Annotated in this window: 17 protein-coding genes and 1 pseudogene; 14 read left to right on the top strand and 4 right to left on the bottom strand. The window is 69.7% G+C overall.

Going from position 1 to position 19,324, the window contains the following annotated elements:
• The first annotated feature begins 32 nt into the window (after positions 1–32).
• Positions 33–1,043, top strand: a complete 1,011-nt coding sequence (locus tag BW730_RS13955; RefSeq protein WP_077686792.1) for a Gfo/Idh/MocA family protein — start codon at positions 33–35, stop codon at positions 1,041–1,043.
• Positions 1,044–1,053: 10 nt separating this feature from the next.
• Positions 1,054–2,019 (top strand): sugar phosphate isomerase/epimerase family protein, encoded by a 966-nt coding sequence (locus tag BW730_RS13950; protein WP_077686791.1) that lies wholly within the window; start codon positions 1,054–1,056, stop codon positions 2,017–2,019.
• Here the strand turns inward: BW730_RS13950 and BW730_RS19830 are convergent.
• Both BW730_RS19830 and BW730_RS13940 read right to left on the bottom strand, forming a co-directional pair.
• Entirely contained in the window at positions 2,016–2,174 is a 159-nt protein-coding gene (locus BW730_RS19830) for a two pore domain potassium channel family protein (protein WP_077686790.1), read from the bottom strand. The genes BW730_RS13950 and BW730_RS19830 overlap by 4 nt on opposite strands.
• 11 nt (positions 2,175–2,185) lie before the next feature.
• The gene (locus tag BW730_RS13940; RefSeq protein WP_077686789.1) at positions 2,186–2,725 is read right to left on the bottom strand and encodes a hypothetical protein; all 540 of its coding nucleotides are present in this window, start codon (positions 2,723–2,725) and stop codon (positions 2,186–2,188) included.
• 257 nt (positions 2,726–2,982) lie between these two features.
• Here BW730_RS13940 and BW730_RS13935 point away from each other — a divergent pair.
• Positions 2,983–4,478 (top strand): annotated as a pseudogene (locus tag BW730_RS13935) (CoA-acylating methylmalonate-semialdehyde dehydrogenase).
• 71 nt (positions 4,479–4,549) lie between these two features.
• Here BW730_RS13935 and BW730_RS13930 read toward each other — a convergent pair.
• Positions 4,550–4,864: a hypothetical protein gene (locus BW730_RS13930; RefSeq protein WP_077686788.1), complete on the bottom strand. Its 315-nt coding sequence runs from the start codon at positions 4,862–4,864 to the stop codon at positions 4,550–4,552.
• A 55-nt stretch (positions 4,865–4,919) separates the two neighbouring features.
• Between BW730_RS13930 and BW730_RS13925 the strand changes: the two genes are divergently transcribed.
• The 5 genes from BW730_RS13925 to BW730_RS13905 all read left to right on the top strand — a co-directional run bounded on the left by BW730_RS13925 (position 4,920) and on the right by BW730_RS13905 (position 9,733).
• Entirely contained in the window at positions 4,920–5,891 is a 972-nt protein-coding gene (locus tag BW730_RS13925; RefSeq protein ID WP_077686787.1) for a lactonase family protein, read from the top strand.
• Between the two features lie 4 nt (positions 5,892–5,895).
• Positions 5,896–6,924, top strand: coding sequence for a prolipoprotein diacylglyceryl transferase (lgt, locus tag BW730_RS13920; protein ID WP_226996826.1), 1,029 nt, complete (start codon positions 5,896–5,898; stop codon positions 6,922–6,924).
• Positions 6,925–7,006: 82 nt separating this feature from the next.
• Positions 7,007–7,393: a thiol-disulfide oxidoreductase DCC family protein gene (locus BW730_RS18645; RefSeq protein WP_158522673.1), complete on the top strand. Its 387-nt coding sequence runs from the start codon at positions 7,007–7,009 to the stop codon at positions 7,391–7,393.
• Between the two features lie 133 nt (positions 7,394–7,526).
• Positions 7,527–8,531, top strand: a complete 1,005-nt coding sequence (locus tag BW730_RS13910; protein ID WP_077686784.1) for a Gfo/Idh/MocA family protein — start codon at positions 7,527–7,529, stop codon at positions 8,529–8,531.
• Between the two features lie 8 nt (positions 8,532–8,539).
• Positions 8,540–9,733: a Gfo/Idh/MocA family protein gene (locus tag BW730_RS13905; protein WP_077686783.1), complete on the top strand. Its 1,194-nt coding sequence runs from the start codon at positions 8,540–8,542 to the stop codon at positions 9,731–9,733.
• Positions 9,734–9,740: 7 nt separating this feature from the next.
• On the opposite strand, the gene BW730_RS13900 is transcribed toward BW730_RS13905, so the two are convergent.
• Positions 9,741–10,835, bottom strand: coding sequence for an ROK family protein (locus BW730_RS13900; protein WP_145952883.1), 1,095 nt, complete (start codon positions 10,833–10,835; stop codon positions 9,741–9,743).
• Between the two features lie 216 nt (positions 10,836–11,051).
• On the opposite strand from BW730_RS13900, the gene xylA reads away from it, so the two are divergent.
• The 6 genes from xylA to BW730_RS13870 all read left to right on the top strand — a co-directional run bounded on the left by xylA (position 11,052) and on the right by BW730_RS13870 (position 19,321).
• Positions 11,052–12,227: a xylose isomerase gene (xylA, locus tag BW730_RS13895; RefSeq protein ID WP_077686781.1), complete on the top strand. Its 1,176-nt coding sequence runs from the start codon at positions 11,052–11,054 to the stop codon at positions 12,225–12,227.
• A gap of 245 nt (positions 12,228–12,472) precedes the next feature.
• Positions 12,473–13,540 carry a sugar ABC transporter substrate-binding protein gene (locus BW730_RS13890; protein WP_077686780.1) on the top strand — a complete coding sequence of 356 codons (1,068 nt, stop codon included), beginning with the start codon at positions 12,473–12,475 and terminating at the stop codon, positions 13,538–13,540.
• A gap of 62 nt (positions 13,541–13,602) precedes the next feature.
• Complete coding sequence (locus tag BW730_RS13885; RefSeq protein WP_077686779.1) at positions 13,603–16,188, top strand: ATP-binding cassette domain-containing protein; 2,586 nt, start codon at positions 13,603–13,605, stop codon at positions 16,186–16,188.
• Positions 16,185–17,183, top strand: a complete 999-nt coding sequence (locus BW730_RS13880; RefSeq protein ID WP_077686778.1) for an ABC transporter permease — start codon at positions 16,185–16,187, stop codon at positions 17,181–17,183. The genes BW730_RS13885 and BW730_RS13880 overlap by 4 nt, the downstream gene beginning before the upstream one ends.
• Before the next feature lie 22 nt (positions 17,184–17,205).
• Positions 17,206–18,216, top strand: a complete 1,011-nt coding sequence (locus tag BW730_RS13875; protein WP_077686777.1) for a Gfo/Idh/MocA family protein — start codon at positions 17,206–17,208, stop codon at positions 18,214–18,216.
• A 64-nt stretch (positions 18,217–18,280) separates the two neighbouring features.
• Entirely contained in the window at positions 18,281–19,321 is a 1,041-nt protein-coding gene (locus BW730_RS13870) for an aminotransferase class V-fold PLP-dependent enzyme (RefSeq protein WP_077686776.1), read from the top strand.
• The last annotated feature ends 3 nt before the right edge of the window (positions 19,322–19,324 follow it).

Genomic DNA, 19,324 nt, shown 5'->3' with positions numbered 1-19,324 from the left:
GCCCTCGTCGCGTCAACCAGGAGAGAGACCACATGACCGACATGCTGCGGGTCGGCGTCATCGGCGCCGGAGTGATGGGACGCGACCACGCCAGGTTGCTCGCGACCGAGGTGTCCGGTGCCCGCCTGACGGCGATCGCCGACATCAACCTCGACGGGGCGCGCGAGGTGGCAGAGCGCCACGGCGCCGAGGCGGTCTTCTCGACGGGGGAGGAACTGATCGCCTCCGGCCTGGTCGATGCGGTCGTGATCGCCTCCCCCGATCACCTGCACGCGGGCACCACGCTTGCCGCGATGGACGCGGGCCTGGCGGTGCTGTGCGAGAAGCCGCTCGCGCCCACCGTCGAGGAGGCCCTGGAGGTCGCCGAGCGGCACGCCGCGCTCGCCCGCCCGCTGGTCAGCGTCGGGTTCATGCGCCGCTTCGACCCCGGCTACGTCGCGCTGCGCAAGCGCCTCGACTCGGGCGTCGACGGGCGACTCCTGATGACGCACTCGGTGCACCGCAACGTCGAGGCCTACCCCGGCAGCCCGTCCAGCGCGACCATCACCAACTCCGCCGTGCACGAGATCGACATCCTGCCGTGGCTGACCCGCACCCCGATCGCCGAGGTGCTGTGGACGGCCGGCCGAACGACGTCATTGCTGCCCGAGCGTCACGACCCGCAGTTGCTGCTGCTCAAGGATGCCGACGGCGTCCTGCACTCCGTCTCCATGCAGGTCCACGCCCGGTACGGCTACGACGTGCGGTGCGAACTCGTGTGCGAACGCGCCTCGGTCGAACTGCCCAACCCACCCTCTCTCAACGATGCGGAACCCCTGATCGTCAGCGCCGACCTGACCCGCGGTGCCGCGTACGCCGCCGACTGGCGCCCCCGCTTCGAGACCGCCTACCGGCGCGAACTGACCGCCTGGGTGCAGGCCTCCCTCGCGGGCACGGTGCCTGAGGAGGCCGCCACCATCGACGAGGCGCTGACCACCACGAAGATCGCCCACGCCCTCGTCGCGTCGATGAATGACGGTGGCTGGGTCACCGTCGCCGGATAGGGGCCGCTCCATGCGCATCGCACTGCTCACCGACTCCCTCGGCTCGATGCCCGTCGACGACATGCTCGACGCGGCCACGGAACTCGGAGTCATGGACCTGGAGTTCGCGACCGGGGGTTGGTCGGAGGCGCCCCACCTCGACGTCGACGCCATGCTCGACGACCCTGCCGAGCGCGCCCGGTTCCTCCGCAAGCTGGACGAGCGGGGGCTGCGGGTCGCCGCGCTCAACGCCAACGGCAACCAGTTGCACCCCGTGATCGGGGCTGAGGTCGACCGGGTGCTCCGCCGCACCGTCGAACTGGCCGAGGTCCTCGAGGTGCCGACCGTGGTGTGCATGTCCGGGCTGCCCGGCGGGGCGCCCGGTGACGCGACCCCGAACTGGATCACCACCTCGTGGCCGCCAGAGACGCAGACCATCCTCGACTACCAGTGGAACCGGGTGGCGCTGCCCTACTGGCGCGACCTCGTCGAGTTCGCGCGGCCGCGGGGCGTGCGGTTCGCGGTCGAGATGCACGGACAGCAACTCGTCTACAACGCGGCGACCCTGCTGAGGCTGCGTGGCGAGGTCGGCGAGAGCGTCGGCGCCAACCTCGACCCCTCGCACCCGATCTGGATGGGCGTCGACCCGCGCCTGCTCGCCCGGGAACTCGACGGCGTCATCCACCACGTCCACATGAAGGACGCGAGGGTGCAGTCCTCGATCGCTGCGGTCAACGGCATGCTCGACACCCAGACGGTCGACAAGGCCCGCGACAGGGCCTGGAACTACGTGACGCTCGGGCTCGGATACCCGGGAGGGCAGCAGTTCTGGGGCCAGTTCCTGGCCGACCTGCGCGCCTCGGGCTACGACGGGTTGCTGAGTATCGAGCACGAGGACGTCGGCCAGGACGCCCTGGAGGGGGTCGAGCAGAGCGTCGCCATGCTGCGCGGGATCCTGCCAGTCAAGTCGCCGAGTTGGAGGCCCGCCGCACTCTAGGCGTTGTCGTAGCGCTCCCGGCGGCGCAGGCCCATCGCGACCAGCCGGGCGACCACCATCGCGACGTACAGCATGCCCGCGATCTGCTGGATCATCACGACCGAACGGGCCAGCGGCACCACCGGCACCACGTCCGAGAGTCCCGTCGAGGTCATGGTGGTACAACTCAGGAACAGCAGTTCGATCCACGTCCGGTCGGGGCCGGGCGTCGCGGCCGCGAACGCCCCGGGTAGAGGAACCCGATGATCGAGTAGGCGTAGGCGAAGGTCCACACGGCCACCGTGAAGCAGGCGCCGACCGCGAACAGTTCGTCGTGGGTCACCTTGTCGTCGCGGAACATGTAGACGATCAGCGAAATCGTCGTGTAGCCGTAGAACAGCATGTGCAGCACGTCGCTCCAGACGTGCAGCGGCTGGGTCCACCCGAACAGGCCATCGGCCACCGTGATGATCACCGCGGGGATCAGCAGCACGATGCCGACCCAGGTGAACATCGGGGTCGCGTTGACGGCCCGGATCGCCAGCACCAGCACCAGCAGTCCGAGCAGGCTGAACAGGCTGCGCCCCAACGCGCTCGCGTCCCCGTCGAGGAAGGGGAAGATCAGGATCGAGAGCAGTTGCACCGCGAGCAGCGTGGCGTTGGGGTTGCGGCGCAGCGCCCGCCACCACGGGTGTCTGACGAGGTCGGGGGTCGACGGCAGTTGCATGGCGTCACAGTAACCGCGCCCGGCCCATCCGGTCGGTCGCGCGGTCGACCGGGTCGACGCGCTATGTGCGGACAACTCCACTGACAGAGGCCGAATGCGGACGTCGGCGCGACCCCGCCATCGCCCCTGCGGGTGCGCTCGGGGCGGACACTTCGCCCTTGAGGCCCCGTCCCACGTCTGTTATTGTATGTACAAATGCCCAGCGCAGGTGCCGGGCCGAGTCGAAACCGATGCGCCGTTCAACGGAAGGCAGATACATGACGCAGACGATCACCCACTGGATCAACGGGGCCCCGTACGAGGGCCAGCCGGTCGGAACCATCCCGGTCGAGAACCCGGCCACCGGCAAGGTGGAGTCCGAACTGCTCGCCGCGAGCAAGGCCGACCTCGACCACGCCGTCGAGGTCGCCGTCGAGGCGCAGAAGGCCTGGGCGAAGACCTCGCTGGCCAAGCGCACGGCCATCATGTTCAAGATGCGCGAACTGGTGCTCGCCAACCAGGACGAACTGGCCAAGTCGATCGTCGCGGAGCACGGCAAGGACTACGGCGACGCCCTCGGTGAGATCCAGCGTGGTCGCGAGACCCTCGACTTCGCGTGCGGCATCAACGCCGCGCTCAAGGGCGAGTACTCCTACGACATCTCCTCCGGCGTCGACATCCACACCGTGCACCAGCCGGTGGGCGTCGTCGCGGGCATCTGCCCCTTCAACTTCCCCATCATGGTCCCGATGTGGATGCACCCGGTCGCTATCGCCACCGGCAACTCCTTCATCCTGAAGCCGGCCAGCCCGACGCCGACCGCGTCGCTGCTGATCGCGAAGCTCTACAAGGAGGCGGGCCTGCCTGACGGCGTCTTCAACGTCGTCTCCGGCAACCGTGACATCGTCACCAGCATCCTGGAGCACCCCGGCATCGACGCGATCTCGTTCGTCGGCTCGACCCCGGTCGCCCACATCATCCAGGAGGTCGGCACCGCAAACGGCAAGCGCGTCCAGGCCCTCGGCGGCGCGAACAACCACGCCATCGTGATGCCCGACTCCGACCTCGAGTTCGCCGCCCAGCACATCGCCGCCGCCGCCTTCGGTGCCGCGGGCGAGCGCTGCATGGCGCTCCCCGTCGTGGTCGCCGTCGGCGGCATCGGCCCGAAGCTGGCAGACATGGTCAAGGCATTCGGCGAGAAGATCAAGGTCGGAAACGGCCTCGACGAGGGCGTCAACATGGGCCCGGTCATCTCGAAGGCCGCCAAGGAGCGCATCACCGGCCTCATCGATGACGCGGAGAAGCGCGGCGCCACGGTCGTGCTCGACGGCCGCGGCCTCACCGTCGACGGCCACGAGGACGGCTTCTGGCTCGGCCCCACCATCCTCGACGACGTCCCGCTCGAGGCGCCCGCGTACTACGAGGAGGTCTTCGGCCCGGTGCTGACGATCGTGCACGCCGACAGCTACGCCGAGGCGATCGAGATCGTCAACGGCTGCGAGTTCGGCAACGGCTCCGCGATCTTCACCAACGACGGCGGCGTCGCTCGTCGCTTCACCCTCGACGTGGAGGCAGGCATGGTCGGCGTCAACGTGCCGATCCCGACGCCGGTGGCCTACTACTCCTTCGGCGGCTGGAAGGAGTCGCTGCTGGGCGACCTCCACATCCACGGCCCGAAGGCGTGAAATTCTACACCAAGCTCAAGGCGATCACCACCCGCTGGCCATCCGAGAAGGCCTACGCGGCGACGATGTCCTTCCAGCGCGAAGAGTGACGAGAAGACCTACGCACAAGGAGTAATGGGGCGGGCCAGACGGCCCGCCCCATTACTTGTCCCCCGTCTCTCTACGCGACCCGATGCAGCGGCGCCGGGCCGAGCAGGCCGACGAGCGAGACCATCGCGTCGGCCATGCCCGCCGCCCCCAGCGCGGGCGTCACGATGCCGTGCACCGCGGGCGAGATCACGGCCCAGCCGGTCGTCGACTGGTCGCTCCTCTCCAGCGTCACCGCCGCGCCCGTCGTCAGTCGGAGCGACAGCCTCGGGCGTTCGCCGTCGACCGTGACCGCGTCGGCGAGGTCGGGACGCAGCGCCTCCAGGTGGGCGCGCACCTCGTAGATGGTGATCAGGTCGGCAAGGCCGGTGTCGATCGTCGTGCTCATGGATCCAAGTCCACACCCCGCCTCCGACAGTTTTCTCGGGATGTAGCGTGAGGCCGTGACTTTCTGGGTGGGCGGCTCCCGACGCGGGGAGGGTGGCGGCGCCGCGGGCATCGGGCGCGTGTCGCGCACTGACGGCGGCGAGTGGACCTACGAGCTTGCCGCGGAGGCCCCGTCGCCGTCGTGGCTGACGGGGCACCCGCGGCTCCCGGTGCTGTACGCCTGCCTCGAGGGTGACGCGGCGGTGCAGGCGTTCCGGGTCGGCCCGGGAGTCGAGCCGCTCGGGCCGCCCGTCGCGGTCGGCGACGGGCCGTGCCACCTCGCGGTGGTCGGCGGGGCGGCCTGGGTGTCGTGCTGGGGCGACGGGAGCGTCGACGTGCTGCCGATCGGACCGGATGGCTCCCTCGGGGCCGCCGCCAGCCTGCCCGTGCTCCCGTCACACGCCGACCGGCGATCCCGCGCGCACATGGCGCTGCCTCTGACGGACGGTTCGACGCTGACCGTCGACATGGGCCTCGACGTGCTGCGCTGGTGGCGCGGCGAAGCCGAGCAGCAGAGGCTGTCGCTCGCCGAGGGATCGGGGCCGCGGCACGCCGTCGAGTCCTCTCCGGGCGTGCTGCACGTCCTCACCGAACTGAGCTGCGAGGTCGTCACGCTGGTGCGCGACGCGGACCGCTGGCGGGTCGCCCACACCCTCCCGCTCGGCTGCCCGGCACCCGGGACCCGCGACTTCGCCTCCGGGATCGTCGCGGACGGCGCGTCGGTGCTCGTCGCGGTGCGAGGCTGCGACCGGATCTTCACGCTGCGACCAACCCCCGACGGGGTGGCCCTCACCGGCAGCCGCCCGGCGGGCGTGGCCTGGCCCCGATTCCTGGGGATGATCGACGGTCGCCTCGTGGTGGCCGGGGAGCGCTCTGACGAGGTCGTCGTCAGCGACCCTGACACGGGCGCGGAGGCGCTGCGGGTGGCCGTGCCGACCCCCACCGCCATGGTGACGCTCGGAGCCTCCGCCGCGGCATGGCAAGCTTGACCCCGTGACGAGCTTGGTGCTGACCTTCCCAGACTTCGACCCGGTGGCGATCAACATCTTCGGGCTGAAGATCCACTGGTACGCGATCATGTACCTGGTCGCGTTCGCGCTCGGCTACGTGCTGATGCGCCGCAGGCTCCGCAAGGAGCCGTACAGCTCGATCACCAAGCCGAAGCCCTGGGCCCCGAGCGACGTCGAGGACCTGCTGCTCGCCGCCATCGCGGGCGTGCTGATCGGCGGCCGGCTCGGCTATTGCCTCTTCTACCAGCCCGCGCGCTACCTGGCGGCCCCGCTCGACATCTTCAAGGTGTGGGACGGCGGCATGAGCTTCCACGGCGGCGCCGTCGGCGTGGCGCTCGGCATCGCCTACTACGCGTGGCGTCAGAAGCGCCCCTTCCTGCAGGTCGCCGACTTCCTCGTGCCCGCCGCCCCGATCGGGCTGGCGGCCGGCCGACTCGGCAACTTCATCAACGGTGAGCTGTGGGGCCGCGAGGCGCCCGCCGACCTGCCGTGGGCGATGATCTTCCCGACCGGCGGCAACGTCCCGCGGCACCCATCGCAGCTCTACCAGATGCTGCTGGAGGGCGTGCTGCTGTTCGTGCTGCTCTGGTGGTACGCCGCCAAGCCCCGCTACCGCGGCCAGGTCGCAGGCTTCTTCCTTGCGGGCTACGGACTGTTCCGCTTCATCGCCGAGTACTGGCGCGAGCCCGACTCCTACCTCGGCCTGCTCGGCATGGGCCTCAGCATGGGGCAGTGGCTGTCGGTGCCGATGATCCTGGCGGGCGTCGCCCTGTGGCTGTGGTCGCGGGCGCGCCGGATCAGCGACGTCGAGGAGCCTGTGGACAACCCGGAGGATAACTCCGGAGCCGACGACGCCGAACAGGCGGAGGCTGACGCCCCGGATGCCGAGAGCGACGAGGCGGCGGCGGACGAACCATCCGCGGCTGAGGAGGACGGGAACCATCCCGAGCAGAGCGCTGTGGAGGACGAGGCCGCTAGTTATCCACAAGAGGAGACTCGGGCCAGTGACTGAGAACGCGGAGCGCAGCGGCGATACGTCTCCGACAAGGGGCGATGCGGCTGTGGGCCGCGCCAGCGTGACTGGGGATAACCCGGTGGACAAGTCGCCTCGCCGCGTGCCGCTGGTGCTCTTCGACGCCGATTGCGGGTTCTGCACGTCATCGGCCCGCGCCATGACCCGGCCCTGGCTAGGCGCGGACGCCGAGGCTCGTTCGTTCCAGTCGCAGGACCTGGCCGCGCTCGGGCTGACTGTGGATAAGTGTGCGGAGTCGCTGCACGTTCTTGCAGACGGCGACGTGTTCACCGGCGGCGCCGCGATCGCCCGGGTGCTGCGCGCCGGCCGCTGGCCCTGGCCGATCCTGGGGACCCTCCTGACGCTGCCCGGCCTGCGCTGGATCGTCGAGCGCGCCTACCGCGCCGTGGCCCGCAACCGTCAGCGACTTCCTGGCGGCACCGATTCCTGCGAGATGCCGCGCGACTGAAAGTGCCTAGTCGCGCCGCGTCCGCGGTGCGTGGCGATGCTCCGCGGCCTACGCTGGCTGGACAGGAATTGACCGGTCCGTTCGGGTGGTCGGAATCGACGCGCCCCCGGTCCCGCACGTGAAAGGACGCCGTATGCGCATCTCCCTGGTCGGCTCTGGCATCATCGGCTCGGCACACGCCGCCCGACTCGACGCCATGGAGCGCGTCGACGAACTCCTGCTGGCCGACTTCGTCGAGGGGCGCGCCGACGAACTCGCCGCGACGCTCTCCGGCAAGGCCCGCGCGGTCACGGTCGAGGAGGCCTTCGGCGACGTGGACGGCGTCGCGATCACCGCCAAGACCTCGCGGCACGCCGAACTGCTGCACCTGGCCCTCGACGCAGGGCTGCCGACATTCTGCGAGAAGCCGATCGCGATCGACCTCGAGACCACGCGCGCCGTGGTCGAGCACGCGGAGAGGCGGCCGGACGTCGTCGTCCAGATCGGCTTCCAGCGCCGCTTCGACGCAGGCTTCAACCGGGCCCGCGAGGCCTACCGCGAGGGCCGGTTCGGCGGCGTCCACACCATGCACGCCACCACCTTCGACGCCGCGCCGCCGTCGCCCGCCTACGTCGCGACCTCCGGTGGCCTGTTCCGCGACTGCAACAGCCACGACTTCGACGCCATCTCCTGGATCACCGGCCTGACTCCGGTCAGCGTCTACACCGTCGGCTCCACGATGGGCGAGCCCTACTTCGCCGAGCACGGCGACGTCGACTCCGGCAGTTCGCTTGTGACCTACGACAACGGGATGGTCGCCCTCGTCAGCGCAAGTCGCAACAACGGGGCGGGCCACGACGTGCGCCTCGAGATCTTCGGCACCGAGGGCGGCATCTTCGTCGGCCTCGACGACCGTGCCCCGCTGCGCAGCGCCGAGGAGAATCTCTCCTGGCGGCAGGGCGAGCCCTACCAGATCTACCACGAGCGCTTCGAGGACGCGTACGTCGCCGAACTGGCGCACTTCCTCGACGTGATCGAGGGCGCCGCGAACCGCGCCTGCACCCCGGTTGAGGCGCTCGAGGCGCTGTACCTCTCCGAGGCCGCCGTCCGCTCCCGCCAGACGGGCCTGCCCGTCGCCATCGCAGACCTGAAGAACTGAGGGCCACCATGACGACTCGACGACGCCTCGGCATCGGCCTGATCTCTGCTGGCTGGATGGGCATGCTGCACTCGAAGGCCTACCTCGCAGTGCGCGAGAACTATCCCGACCTCGGGATCGACCCGGACCTGGTCATCGTCGCCGACCCATCCGAGGCCAACGCGAACACGGCCGTTGAGCGGTTCGGCTACCGGGAGACCACGGACGACATCCAGCGGGTGCTGACGCATCCCGACGTGGATGCGGTGTCGATCTGCGCGCCCAACTTCCTGCACCGCGACTTCGCGCTCGCCGCCGTAGCCGCGGGCAAGCCGTTCTGGATCGAGAAGCCGATGGGCACCGGGGTCGAGCAGTCGCGGCAGATCGCCGACGCCGTGGAGGCGTCCGGGCTCGTCACGTCGGTCGGCTTCAACTACCGCCACGCGCCCGCGGTCGGCCACGTCCGCAGGCTGATCCGCGAGGGAACGCTCGGCGAGATCCGCTCGATCCGGGTCTGGCTGAACGCCGACTACTCCGCGTCACCGGAGGGCCCGCGCACCTGGCGGTTCGTGAAGGAGCAGGCGGGCTCCGGCGTCCTCGGCGACCTGCTCAGCCACGGCTTCGACCTGGCGCAGTACCTGGTCGGGCCGATCCGCGGGGTCACCTCCGCGACCCGCACGTTCATCAGCGAGCGCCCCGCTCCGCTGGCGGGCGGTCAGGGCCACGGCGTGCGGGCCGACCCCGACGCGCCAGCGCTCCCCGTCGAGAACGAGGACTACGCCGCGGTGATCGCCCGCTTCGGGTCGGGCACCATGGGCACCTTCGAGTCGTCGCGGATCGCCATCGGCGCGCGCTGCGACTACGGGTTCGAACTGTTCGGCAGCCTCGGCTCCGCCAAGTGGAACTTCGAGCGGATGAACGAGGTGGACGTGTGCCTCGCGGGGGAGCGCGGCTACGGCTTCACCCGGACGATGACCGAGCCCGGCTTCGGCGAGTTCGGCCGCTTCCAGCCCGGCGGCGGCATGGGGCTGAGCTTCGACGACCTCAAGACGATCGAGGCGAAGCTGTTCCTCGAGTCGATCGCGACCGGTCGCCAACTCGCGCCGAGCGTCGCGGATGGGCTCGTGGCTGCGGGCATCGCAAGCGCGGCGGCGGCCTCGGCGTCAGACGGCACCTGGCATCAGGTCCCCGAGCCGACGGGGCGCACCACCTTCGACGCCTGAGCGCCGCTCAGTCGGCCAGCAACTCGTCGATCCAGGTCGCAGGGTCGGCGATCACCTGGCCGAGCCCGGCGAGCCCCGCGCCCATCGCGGCGCGCAGCGGGGCGCGTTCCACCACCTCCACCTCGATGCCGGAGTGTCGTGCCCACAGCACGCGCTGGTTCAGCACGGCCGCGAGCCGGTCACGCATGAATGGCTCGAGTTGGCCCAGGTGCCCGCCCAGTCGGATGTTCTCGACGTCGAGGAGGTTCAGGGCGGCGCTCAGCGCGATCCCGAGCGCGTCGGCGGCGCCCTCGATCGTGGCGAGCGCCAAGTCCTCGTCCGCCTCCGCGGCCGCGATCAGGCTGGCGACGCCGGGCTGTCCGCTGTCGCGCAGCAGGCCCCGCGCGCCCGCGACCGACTCGAGGCAGCCGATCGACCCGCAGCCGCACAGGTGGCCGTGCGGGTCGACACAGACGTGGCCGAGTTCCGCGGCCCAGCCGCTGCGGCCCGCGAGGATCTCGCCGTTGATGGCGACGGCGGAGCCGATGCCGACCTCGCCCGTGACGTAGATGAAGGAGGCCTGCGGGTCGTCGCGCAGCACCGTCAGGGCGGAGCAGTCGATGTCGTTGGCCGAGCGGAGCGCAACCGGCTCGCCGTCGACGCTCAACCGCCACAGCGCGGACGGCTCGACGCCCTCCCAGCCGAGGTTCGGAGCGCGCAGCACGCGCGTCCCGGAGCGGTCGAGCAGGCCGGGCAGCGCGAGGGTCGCCCCGGTCAGCCGCGATCCGGCCGGCCTGCCTTCGAGGGCCTCGGTCGCCAGTTCGGCCAACTGACCCATGGCGTCCGCGGGATCGAGGGCGACGACGTCGAGATCGCGCTGCCGCACGACGAGGACCTCGCCCGTCAGGTCGACGAGGGTCGCGACGAGGCGCTCGACGTTGACCTCCAGCCCGAGGGAGACCACCGAGCGGCGCTGCAGGTTCAGCGGGACCGCCGGGCGCCCCCTGCCGCCAGCGGAGGTCTCGCCCTCGCGCACGAGGCGGCCGACGATCAGGTCGTCGATCAGCCTGGAGACGGTCGAGCGGGTCATGCCGAGTTGGGCCGCGATGTCGGCGCGGGACACGGAACCCTCCTCGCCGGGAATCCGACTGAGGACCAGGGCGAGGTTGGCCGAGCGCACAGAGGACTGTGTCATCTTCGCGGCCGAGGGATCCTGCGGTGTCATGTGGCTCCAATGCTCAACTTCCCCGGGGTTGACACTAACCCGCGACGAGATAAGTATTATACTGAAACTAATAGGGACGTCGTCGTCCAAACAACAACAATCAGCGAGGAACAAATGCGCACCCCCACCAAAGACGACAAGTTCTCCTTCGGTCTCTGGACCGTCGGATGGACCGGAACCGACCCCTTCGGCACCAACACCCGCCCGGCTCTCGACCCGTGGGAGTACGCCGACAAGCTCGCCGAGCTGGGCGCATGGGGCATCACCTTCCATGACAACGACGTCTACGCGTTCGATGCCACCAAGGAGGTGCGCAACGAGCGCATCGGCCACCTGAGGGACGCGGCGGCCAAGGCCGGCCTCACCATCGAGATGGTCACCACCAACACCTTCACGCACCCCTGCTTCAAGGACGGCGGGCTGACGGCCAACGACCGCTCCGTGCGCCGCTTCGGCCTGCGCAAGGTCCTCGACGCCGTCGACACCGCCGCCGAGTGCGGCGCCTCCATGTTCGTGATGTGGGGCGGCCGTGAGGGCGCCGAGTACGACTCGTCCAAGGATCTCTACGCCGCGCTCGAGCGCTACAAGGAGGGCCTCGACACCGTCGCCGGCTACATCAAGTCGCAGGGCTACGATCTGCGGATCGGCCTGGAGCCCAAGCCCAACGAGCCCCGCGGCGACATCTTCCTGCCGTCGATCGGGCACGCTCTCGGCCTGATCGCCGAGCTGGAGCACGGCGACATCGTCGGCCTGAACCCCGAGGTCGGCCACGAGCAGATGGCGAACCTGAACTACACCCACGGCATCGCCCAGGCGCTGTTCAGCAACAAGCTGTTCCACATCGACCTCAACGGCCAGAAGGGCCTCAAGTACGACCAGGACCTGGTCTTCGGCCACGGCGACCTGCTGAGCGCCTTCTTCACCGTCGACCTGCTCGTCAACGGCTTCCCCTTCTCGCCCGACGCGCCCCGCTACGACGGCCCCGTCCACTTCGACTACAAGCCGTCGCGCACCGAGGGCATGCAGGGCATCTGGGACTCCGCCAAGGCCAACATGGAGACCTACCTGATGCTGGCCGACAAGGCCCGCGCCTTCCGCTCCGACCCCGAGGTCGACAAGCTGCTCAGGGAGAACGCCGTCGACCAGCTCGCGCTGCCGACCCTCGGCGAGGGCGAGTCGGTCGCCGACTTCCGCGCCAACGTCGAGGACTTCGACGCCGACGCCGCGGGCGCCCGTGAGTACCGCTTCGTCGAGCTGTACCAGGCCGCGCTGCGTCACCTGATCGGGTAGTTTTTCGTTCCACCAAAAGGGTGCCAGGACGCTTCGTCCTGGCACCCTTTTTCGCGCCGTGACAAGGTGTGACGCGGCGGAAATTGCGACGCCACGCCGAGCTGCCGAGACGTGCCTCGCGGCGGAGCCACCCTATCCGGGGATAGATCAATCACGTACTCTCCAAAAGTCCCTTCCAAAACCGTGGGGCGAGGCTGGTTCTCTGCGAGCAGCCATGACGACGAAGTCAAAAATGTGGAGGAATCATGAAGATATTTCGGTCCCGTGGCTTGGTGGTTGCCACGGTCGCCCTCGCCGCTCTGCTTGCCGGCTGCAGCGGGGGCTCACAGCCCGGCACCTCGAGCGAGCCGGGCTCTGACTCGGGCGGCAAGCCGTCGGTCGGCGTCGCCGAGATCAACCTGTCGCTTCCCTTCTTCGTCCAGATGGAGGAGGCCTCGCAGGCCATCGCTAAGGACTACGGGGTCGACGTGACCTGGCAGAGCGCTGACGGCTCCATCGAGAAGCAGATCTCCTCGATCGAGAGCTTCGTCGCGCAGGGCAAGGACGTCATCCTGATCGACCCGATCAACGCCGATGCGATCGTCGACGTCGTCAACAAGGCCTCCGACGCAGGCGTGAAGGTCATCACGATGGGCAACAAGGTCGGCGGCGAGCAGAACTTCAACACGCTGTACCCCGACCACGACAACTGGGTGCAGTCGGCCCGGGTGATCGGCAACGCCGTCGGAGGCAAGGGCAAGGTGCTCTTCCTGATCGGCGCCGTCGGCAACTACGTCTCCGACACGCGCCAGAAGGCGTTTGAGGAGACCATGGCGGCCGAGTTCCCCGACATCGAGGTCATCACGCAGCCCACTGACTTCGATAGCTCGAAGGCCGGCTCGGTCACCCAGACGGTGATCTCGAACAACCCCGACCTCGCTGCCGTCGCCAGCATCTCCGACGGCCTGACGCTACCCGCCATCAAGGTGGTCGAGCAGGCCAACCTGGACATCCCGTTCGTCAGCAACGACGGCGACGCCGCGATCTTCCCCTACATCGACTCGGGCCGCGTGCTCACCGACGTCATCACCGGCTCCTACCGGGTCGGCGCCTGGAACACCGCCGTGGCCGCGCGCCTCGCGACGGGCGCAAGCTTCGACAACGACCTGTTCATGCCCACCTACACCATCGCCGCCGAGAAGGGCGCGCAGGCGGTCAAGGACGCCGGGCTCGATGTCGCGACCATCACCACGGAAGAGGCGACCAAGCTCGCCACCGACTACGTCGCCGAGTTCGGCAAGGCGAAGTCGGACGGCGATATGACGGTCGGCTGAGCCGACGGGCGGGCCCGGTGACGGGCCCGCCCACGCTCACCCCACGAAAGGCCTGCACACCCATGAGCACCCGCTCCGGGGTCTCGCGGATCCTCCGCGACGACCAGAACCGCACCACCGTCATCCTGATCACGGCCATCGTCGTCGCCACCGTGGTCCTCGGCGTCCTCTTCCCCGGCTTCCTCAGCCCGTTCAACCTGTCGAGCATCGCCGTCCAGACGGCAGTGATCTCGCTGATCGCCTTCGGCATGACCGGCGTCATCATCGTGCGCGGCATCGACCTCTCCGTCGGTTCCTCGCTCGCCCTCGCCTCCGTCGTCGGGGCGAGCGTGCTGACGGCGACCTCGAGCGCCCCGCTCACCGTCCTGACGATCCTCGCCACCGCCATCGCGGTCGCAGCGTTCAACGGCTTCCTGATCTCGGTGCTGCGGGTCAACGCCTTCATGGCGACGCTCGGCATGTTCGCGCTCGCACGGGGCGCCGCCATCAGCATCTCCGGCGGCAACGCGGTGCCCGTGACCGACCCGGCGCTGCTGTTCCTCGGCCGCGAGTCGATCCTGGGGATCCCCGTCTCGGTGCTCGTCACCCTCCTCGTGCTCGTCGCCTTCTGGTTCCTGCTGCGCCGCACGCTGCTCGGCCGCTGGTTCTTCGCCGTCGGCGGCAACGAGAACGCGGCGGTCGCCTCCGGCGTGCCGACGAAGACGGTCACGCTGCTCGCCTTCGTGCTGGTCGGCGTCGTCGTCGGCCTCGGGGCACTGCTGACCATCGGTCGCACCGGCTCCGCCCAGCCGATGGCAGGCCTCGGCCTCGAGTTCTCGGCGATCACCGCCGCCGTCATCGGCGGGGCGAGCCTCGCCGGCGGACGCGGGTCGATGGTCTCGACATTCCTCGGCTCGATCTTCGTCGGCCTGCTCTCCTCCGGCCTGTCCTTCGCGGGCGTCGACCAGTCGATGATCTACGTCAGCACCGGCCTGCTCACCGTCCTCGCGGTGATCGTCTCGCAGCGCGAGGTGCTGCGCGAGATCCGAGAGAACGGCCGGTTCATGGCCAACTCGCTTCGCTCCAGATCGTTCCGGAAACAGCACGCCACCGGCGGCGCCGCACGACCGGTTCCCGGGAGGCTCGACGTCGTCAACGTCCGGAAGGTCTTCTCCGGGGTGGAGGCCCTCAAGGGCGTCAGCTTCGACCTGGTCCCGGGCGAGATCGTGGCCCTGATGGGCGAGAACGGCGCCGGGAAGTCGACGCTCGTCAAGGTGCTGGCTGGCAACCACCAGCCGACCACCGGCCACATCGCCATCGACGGCAGCCCCGTCACGCTCGCCGGCCCGGAGGACGCCCGCAAGTTGGGCATCGCCGTGATCCACCAGCACTTCAGCCTGGTGCCGGAACTCGACGTCGCACAGAACATGTTCCTCGGGCAGGAGTTGCGGCTCGGCCGGTTCGGGCCGCTGCGCAGGCGCGCGATGCGCAAGGCGACGCAGGAACTGCTCGTCGAACTCGAGATGCCGTTCAACGCGGGCGACACCGTCAGTTCGCTCTCGGTCGGGCACCGCCAGATGATCGAGATCGTCCGCGCGGTCCGCGAGGACGCGTGGCTGGTCATCATGGACGAGCCGACCTCCGCGCTGTCGTCCAGGGAACGTGACCACCTGTACGAGTTGATCGAACGACTCAAGGCCAGGAACACCGCGATCCTCTACATCTCGCACAAGATGGACGAGATCTACCACCTGTGCTCGCGCGCGGTCGTGATGCGCGACGGCCTCGTCGTGGGTGCGCCGTCGCTCGCCGACACCGACTCCGCGGCCCTCGTTTCGATGATGGTCGGGCGCGAACTGGCGGAGATGTCCTACTCGCCAACGGGCGAGCCGGGCGCCCCGCTTGTCGTAATCGACTCCATCGCCGACGGCCGCAGGCTCAACGACGCGTCCCTGGTGGTCCGCTCCGGCGAGGTGGTCGGCCTCGTCGGCCTGATGGGCTCTGGTCGCACGGAACTGATCCAGGCCATCGCGGGGCTGAACAAGCCGACCGAGGGCACCGTCGAGGTGTTCGACCGCCCGGTCGAGCGACGCTCGCTCAACGAGTTGTCGATCGACGGCCTCGCCTACGTTCCCGAGGACCGCCACCACGACGGCATCTTCCCCGAGATGTCGGTCGCGGAGAACATGAGCCTGCTGTGGCTTCGCCGCAACGCCCCGATGGGGCTGCTCCCGCAGCGGGCCGAGCGCGACCTGGTCGCCGAGATGAAGTCGCGCCTCTCCGTGCGCCCCGACGACCCGGCGATCCGGATCAAGAACCTCTCCGGAGGCAACCAGCAGAAGGTCGTGCTCGGCAAGTGGCTCGCGCTCGACCCGAGGCTGATCCTGCTCGACGACCCCACCCGCGGCGTCGACGTCGGCGCAAAGGCCGAGATCCACGCGCTGATCGCCGACTTCACGGCCAAGGGCGCCGGCGTCGTGGTCACCTCCTCGGAAATCCCGGAGGTGCTCGCGCTCGCCGACCGCGTCATCGTGCTGCGCGACGGCGTCACCGTCGCCGAACATCCCGGCGGCGTGACGGAGGAGCGGGTCATGCAAGACGCCTTCGGTGAAGAGGGCGAACGCCTGGTGGCAGAGGTCATCCAGGCCGACGAGAAGGAGTCGAAGTGAGTGCCGTTGCCGCCACGCGCGCGACGCCCGCCGCCCCGGCAGGGGAGCGGGTCCGCGCCCTCATCGTGCGGTTCGCGCCGCAACTGCTGCTGATCCTGCTGCTGATCGGGGTGGCGCTGATCAACCCCGTGACCATCAGCCCCAACAACCTCGTCAACATCGCGCTCAACGCAGTGCCCATCGCGGTGCTCGGCCTCGGCGCGATGTGGATCCTGATCGCCGGCGGGCTCGACCTGTCGGCGGGCTTCGGGGTGGCGATGTGCGCCCTGGTGCTCGGCGGCGGCATCCAGCAGGGCCAACCGCTGGTCGTGACCCTGCTGATGTGCATCGCGGCCGGCCTCGCGCTCGGCCTCATCAACGGGTTGCTCGTCTCGGTCCTCGCGATGCCCCCGTTCATCGCGACGCTCGCGACCATGGCGGCCGTGCAGGGCATCGTGCTGCTGCTCGGCAAGCAGGGCACGGTGATCATCAACGACCCGGTGCTGTCCGGGCTCGGCAGCGTCCGACCCCTCGGCATCCCGCTGCTGGTGATCGTCGCGGCGTTGATCGCGGTGGCCGTCGCCGCCCTGGCCCGCTGGTCCCGGTTCGGGCTCTACACCTACGGGCTCGGGTCGAACAAGCACGCGATGGCCGCACGGGGCGCCCCGGTGCTCAGCCAGACCCTGCTCGTCTACCTGTTCGGGGGCCTGATGGTCGCGCTGACGGCGATCCTGCTGGTCGCCAAGGTGCAGATCGTCGACACCAACATCGCCAACACCAACCTGCTGCTCGACGCCTTCGCGGCGACCATCATCGGCGGCACCAGCCTCTTCGGAGGCAAGGGCTCCGTCATCGGCACCATCACGGGCGCCGTCATCATCTCGCTGATCTCGACGAGCCTCGTCGTGCTCGGCGTCAGCGCGGAGAGCGTCAACTTCTTCAAGGGCGTCACCATCGTCGGCGCCGTGATGATCGACGCCGCCATCCGCTTCCTCGACAAGCGCGAAAGCGCCTGAGAACCCTACCGAAAGGAAACCCATGTCCCTCAACATCGCAGTGGTCGGGGCCGGCTTCATGGGCGAGCTGCACGCGCGCACCGTCAAGGAGTCGACCGCGGCGACGCTGGTCGGCGTCGTCGACCTGAACGAGACGGTCGGCCGTCCGGTCGCCGAAGGCCTGGGCGTCGCCTACCTCCCGTCGGTCGCCGAGGCGCTCGCGGGCGGGACGGTCGACGCGTTCATCGTGGCTCTTCCGGACAAACTGCACGAGGACGCCGCCGTCGAGATCCTCCGCGCGGGCAAGCCAGTGCTGCTCGAGAAGCCGATGGCCCACACCCTCGAGGTGGCCCGCCGGATCGCCGCGGCCGCCGAGGAGGGCGGCGCCCGGCTGATGGTCGGGCAGATCATGCGGTTCGACCCCCGCTACGCGGGCGCCGCCGCCGCGGTACGCGACGGCAAGATCGGCGAACCGCTGCACTTCAAGGCGGGCAGGATCGCCAGTCGCGCCGTCGGCACCCGGATGAACGGCTCCTCCAGCGTGCTGTTCTACGTCGGCATCCACGACGTCGACGCCGTGCAGTGGATCACCGGACAGCCCATCACCCGCGTCTACTCGCGCGCGGTTCGCAAGCTGATGCCATCGCTCGGCGTCGAGTCTGAGGACGCCATCTTGTCGGTCGTCGACCTCGCCAACGGCGGCGTCGGCGAACTGTTCAACGGCTGGACCCGCCCCGAGGACACCCCGGTGCAGATCGACGGCCGCCTCGAACTGTTCGGAACCGAGGGCATCGTCGAGATCGACGTGCGCGACCACGGCATGAAGATCTACGGCAAGGACGCATTCGAACTGCCGGACGCGCTCCACTGGCCCGAGGTCAACGGGCTGATCGGCGGCGACCTGGCCGCGGAGGTCGCCCACTTCGTCGACGCCGTCGCGCACGACAAGCCGTTCGTCATCACCGTCGAGGAGGCGTTGCGCGACGTCGCCGTCAACGACGCCATCCTGCGCTCGGTCGACTCCGGGGTGCCGGAGGACGTGGAACAGATCTGACCATGACCTCCCTCGACGTGCGCGACCGGTTCACGGTGCCATCCGGCTACCTTGACACCCGAGCATGGGGCTGCCGACCATCGCGACGGTCGCCGCGACGAGGGAGGCCCTCGACGCGTGGGCCGTCGCGGGCGTCCACTACTCCCGCTGGGAGGCCGACATGGAGCGCTCCAGGCAGCGCTGGGCCAGGATGGCGGGCGTGCCGGAGCGCCTCGTCGGGACGACCTCGTCGGTCGTGCCGCCGCTGGCCGGGGTGTTCGTCGCCCTTGCCCGACGCCAGGGCGATGTCGTGCTCCACGACGATGAGTTCCAGTCGATCGCGCTGCCCGCGAGCGCCGCCTTCGGGGACCGCGTCAGACGGGTCGCCGGCCCCTACACCAGCGAGACCTTCATTCGGGCCATCTCGAAGGGCTGCGGCGTGGTGGCGCTGTCGTCGATCTCCTCGGCCACCGGCGAGCGGGTCGACCTGGAGCGGGTGCTCGACGCCGCAGAGGCGGTCGGCGCCCAGGTCGTGGTCGACGCGACCCAGTCGGCGGGCATCGTCGGCCTCGGCTGCCACGCCCGGCGGCTCGCCGCGTTGGCGGTCGCCGGCTACAAGGGCCTCCTGTCGGCCAGGGGCACCGGCTACGTCTACGTGGCCGAGGGCCTCGCGCTGCCACCGATCTTCGCTGCCAGCCCCTACGGCATGACGCCCAGCGGGCGCGGCTCCTACGGCTTCCCCGCGGAGCCGTTGCCGGGCGGGCACGGGCTGAGCCAGTCCCCGAGTTGGCTCAGTTGGGCGGGTGCGGAGTGCGGGCTCGAACTGCTCGAGAGCCTCGACCCAGCACTGATCGAGTCCCACGCGACCGGCCTTGCCGCGCGCCTCTCCGACGCCCTGGCGGAGGGCGGCGTCGCGACGCTCCCCACCGAGGTCGCCTCGCCGATCGTGTCCGTCCCGCTGCGCGACCCGCACCCCGTCGCCGAGGCGCTCGAGGCCGCCGGGCTCCGCGCGGCGATCCGGCTCGGCCGCCTCCGGATCGGCTTCCATCTCTACTCCACCACCGACGACGCGGACCGGGCCGTCGAGACCCTCCTCGCCGTCGATCACCACCTCGAAAGGACCTGAACC

This window comes from Tessaracoccus aquimaris, from assembly GCF_001997345.1.
Lineage (GTDB): Bacteria > Actinomycetota > Actinomycetes > Propionibacteriales > Propionibacteriaceae > Arachnia > Arachnia aquimaris.
Note: the sequence above shows the minus strand (reverse complement) of the source record. Positions and strands in the feature narration are given on the sequence as shown.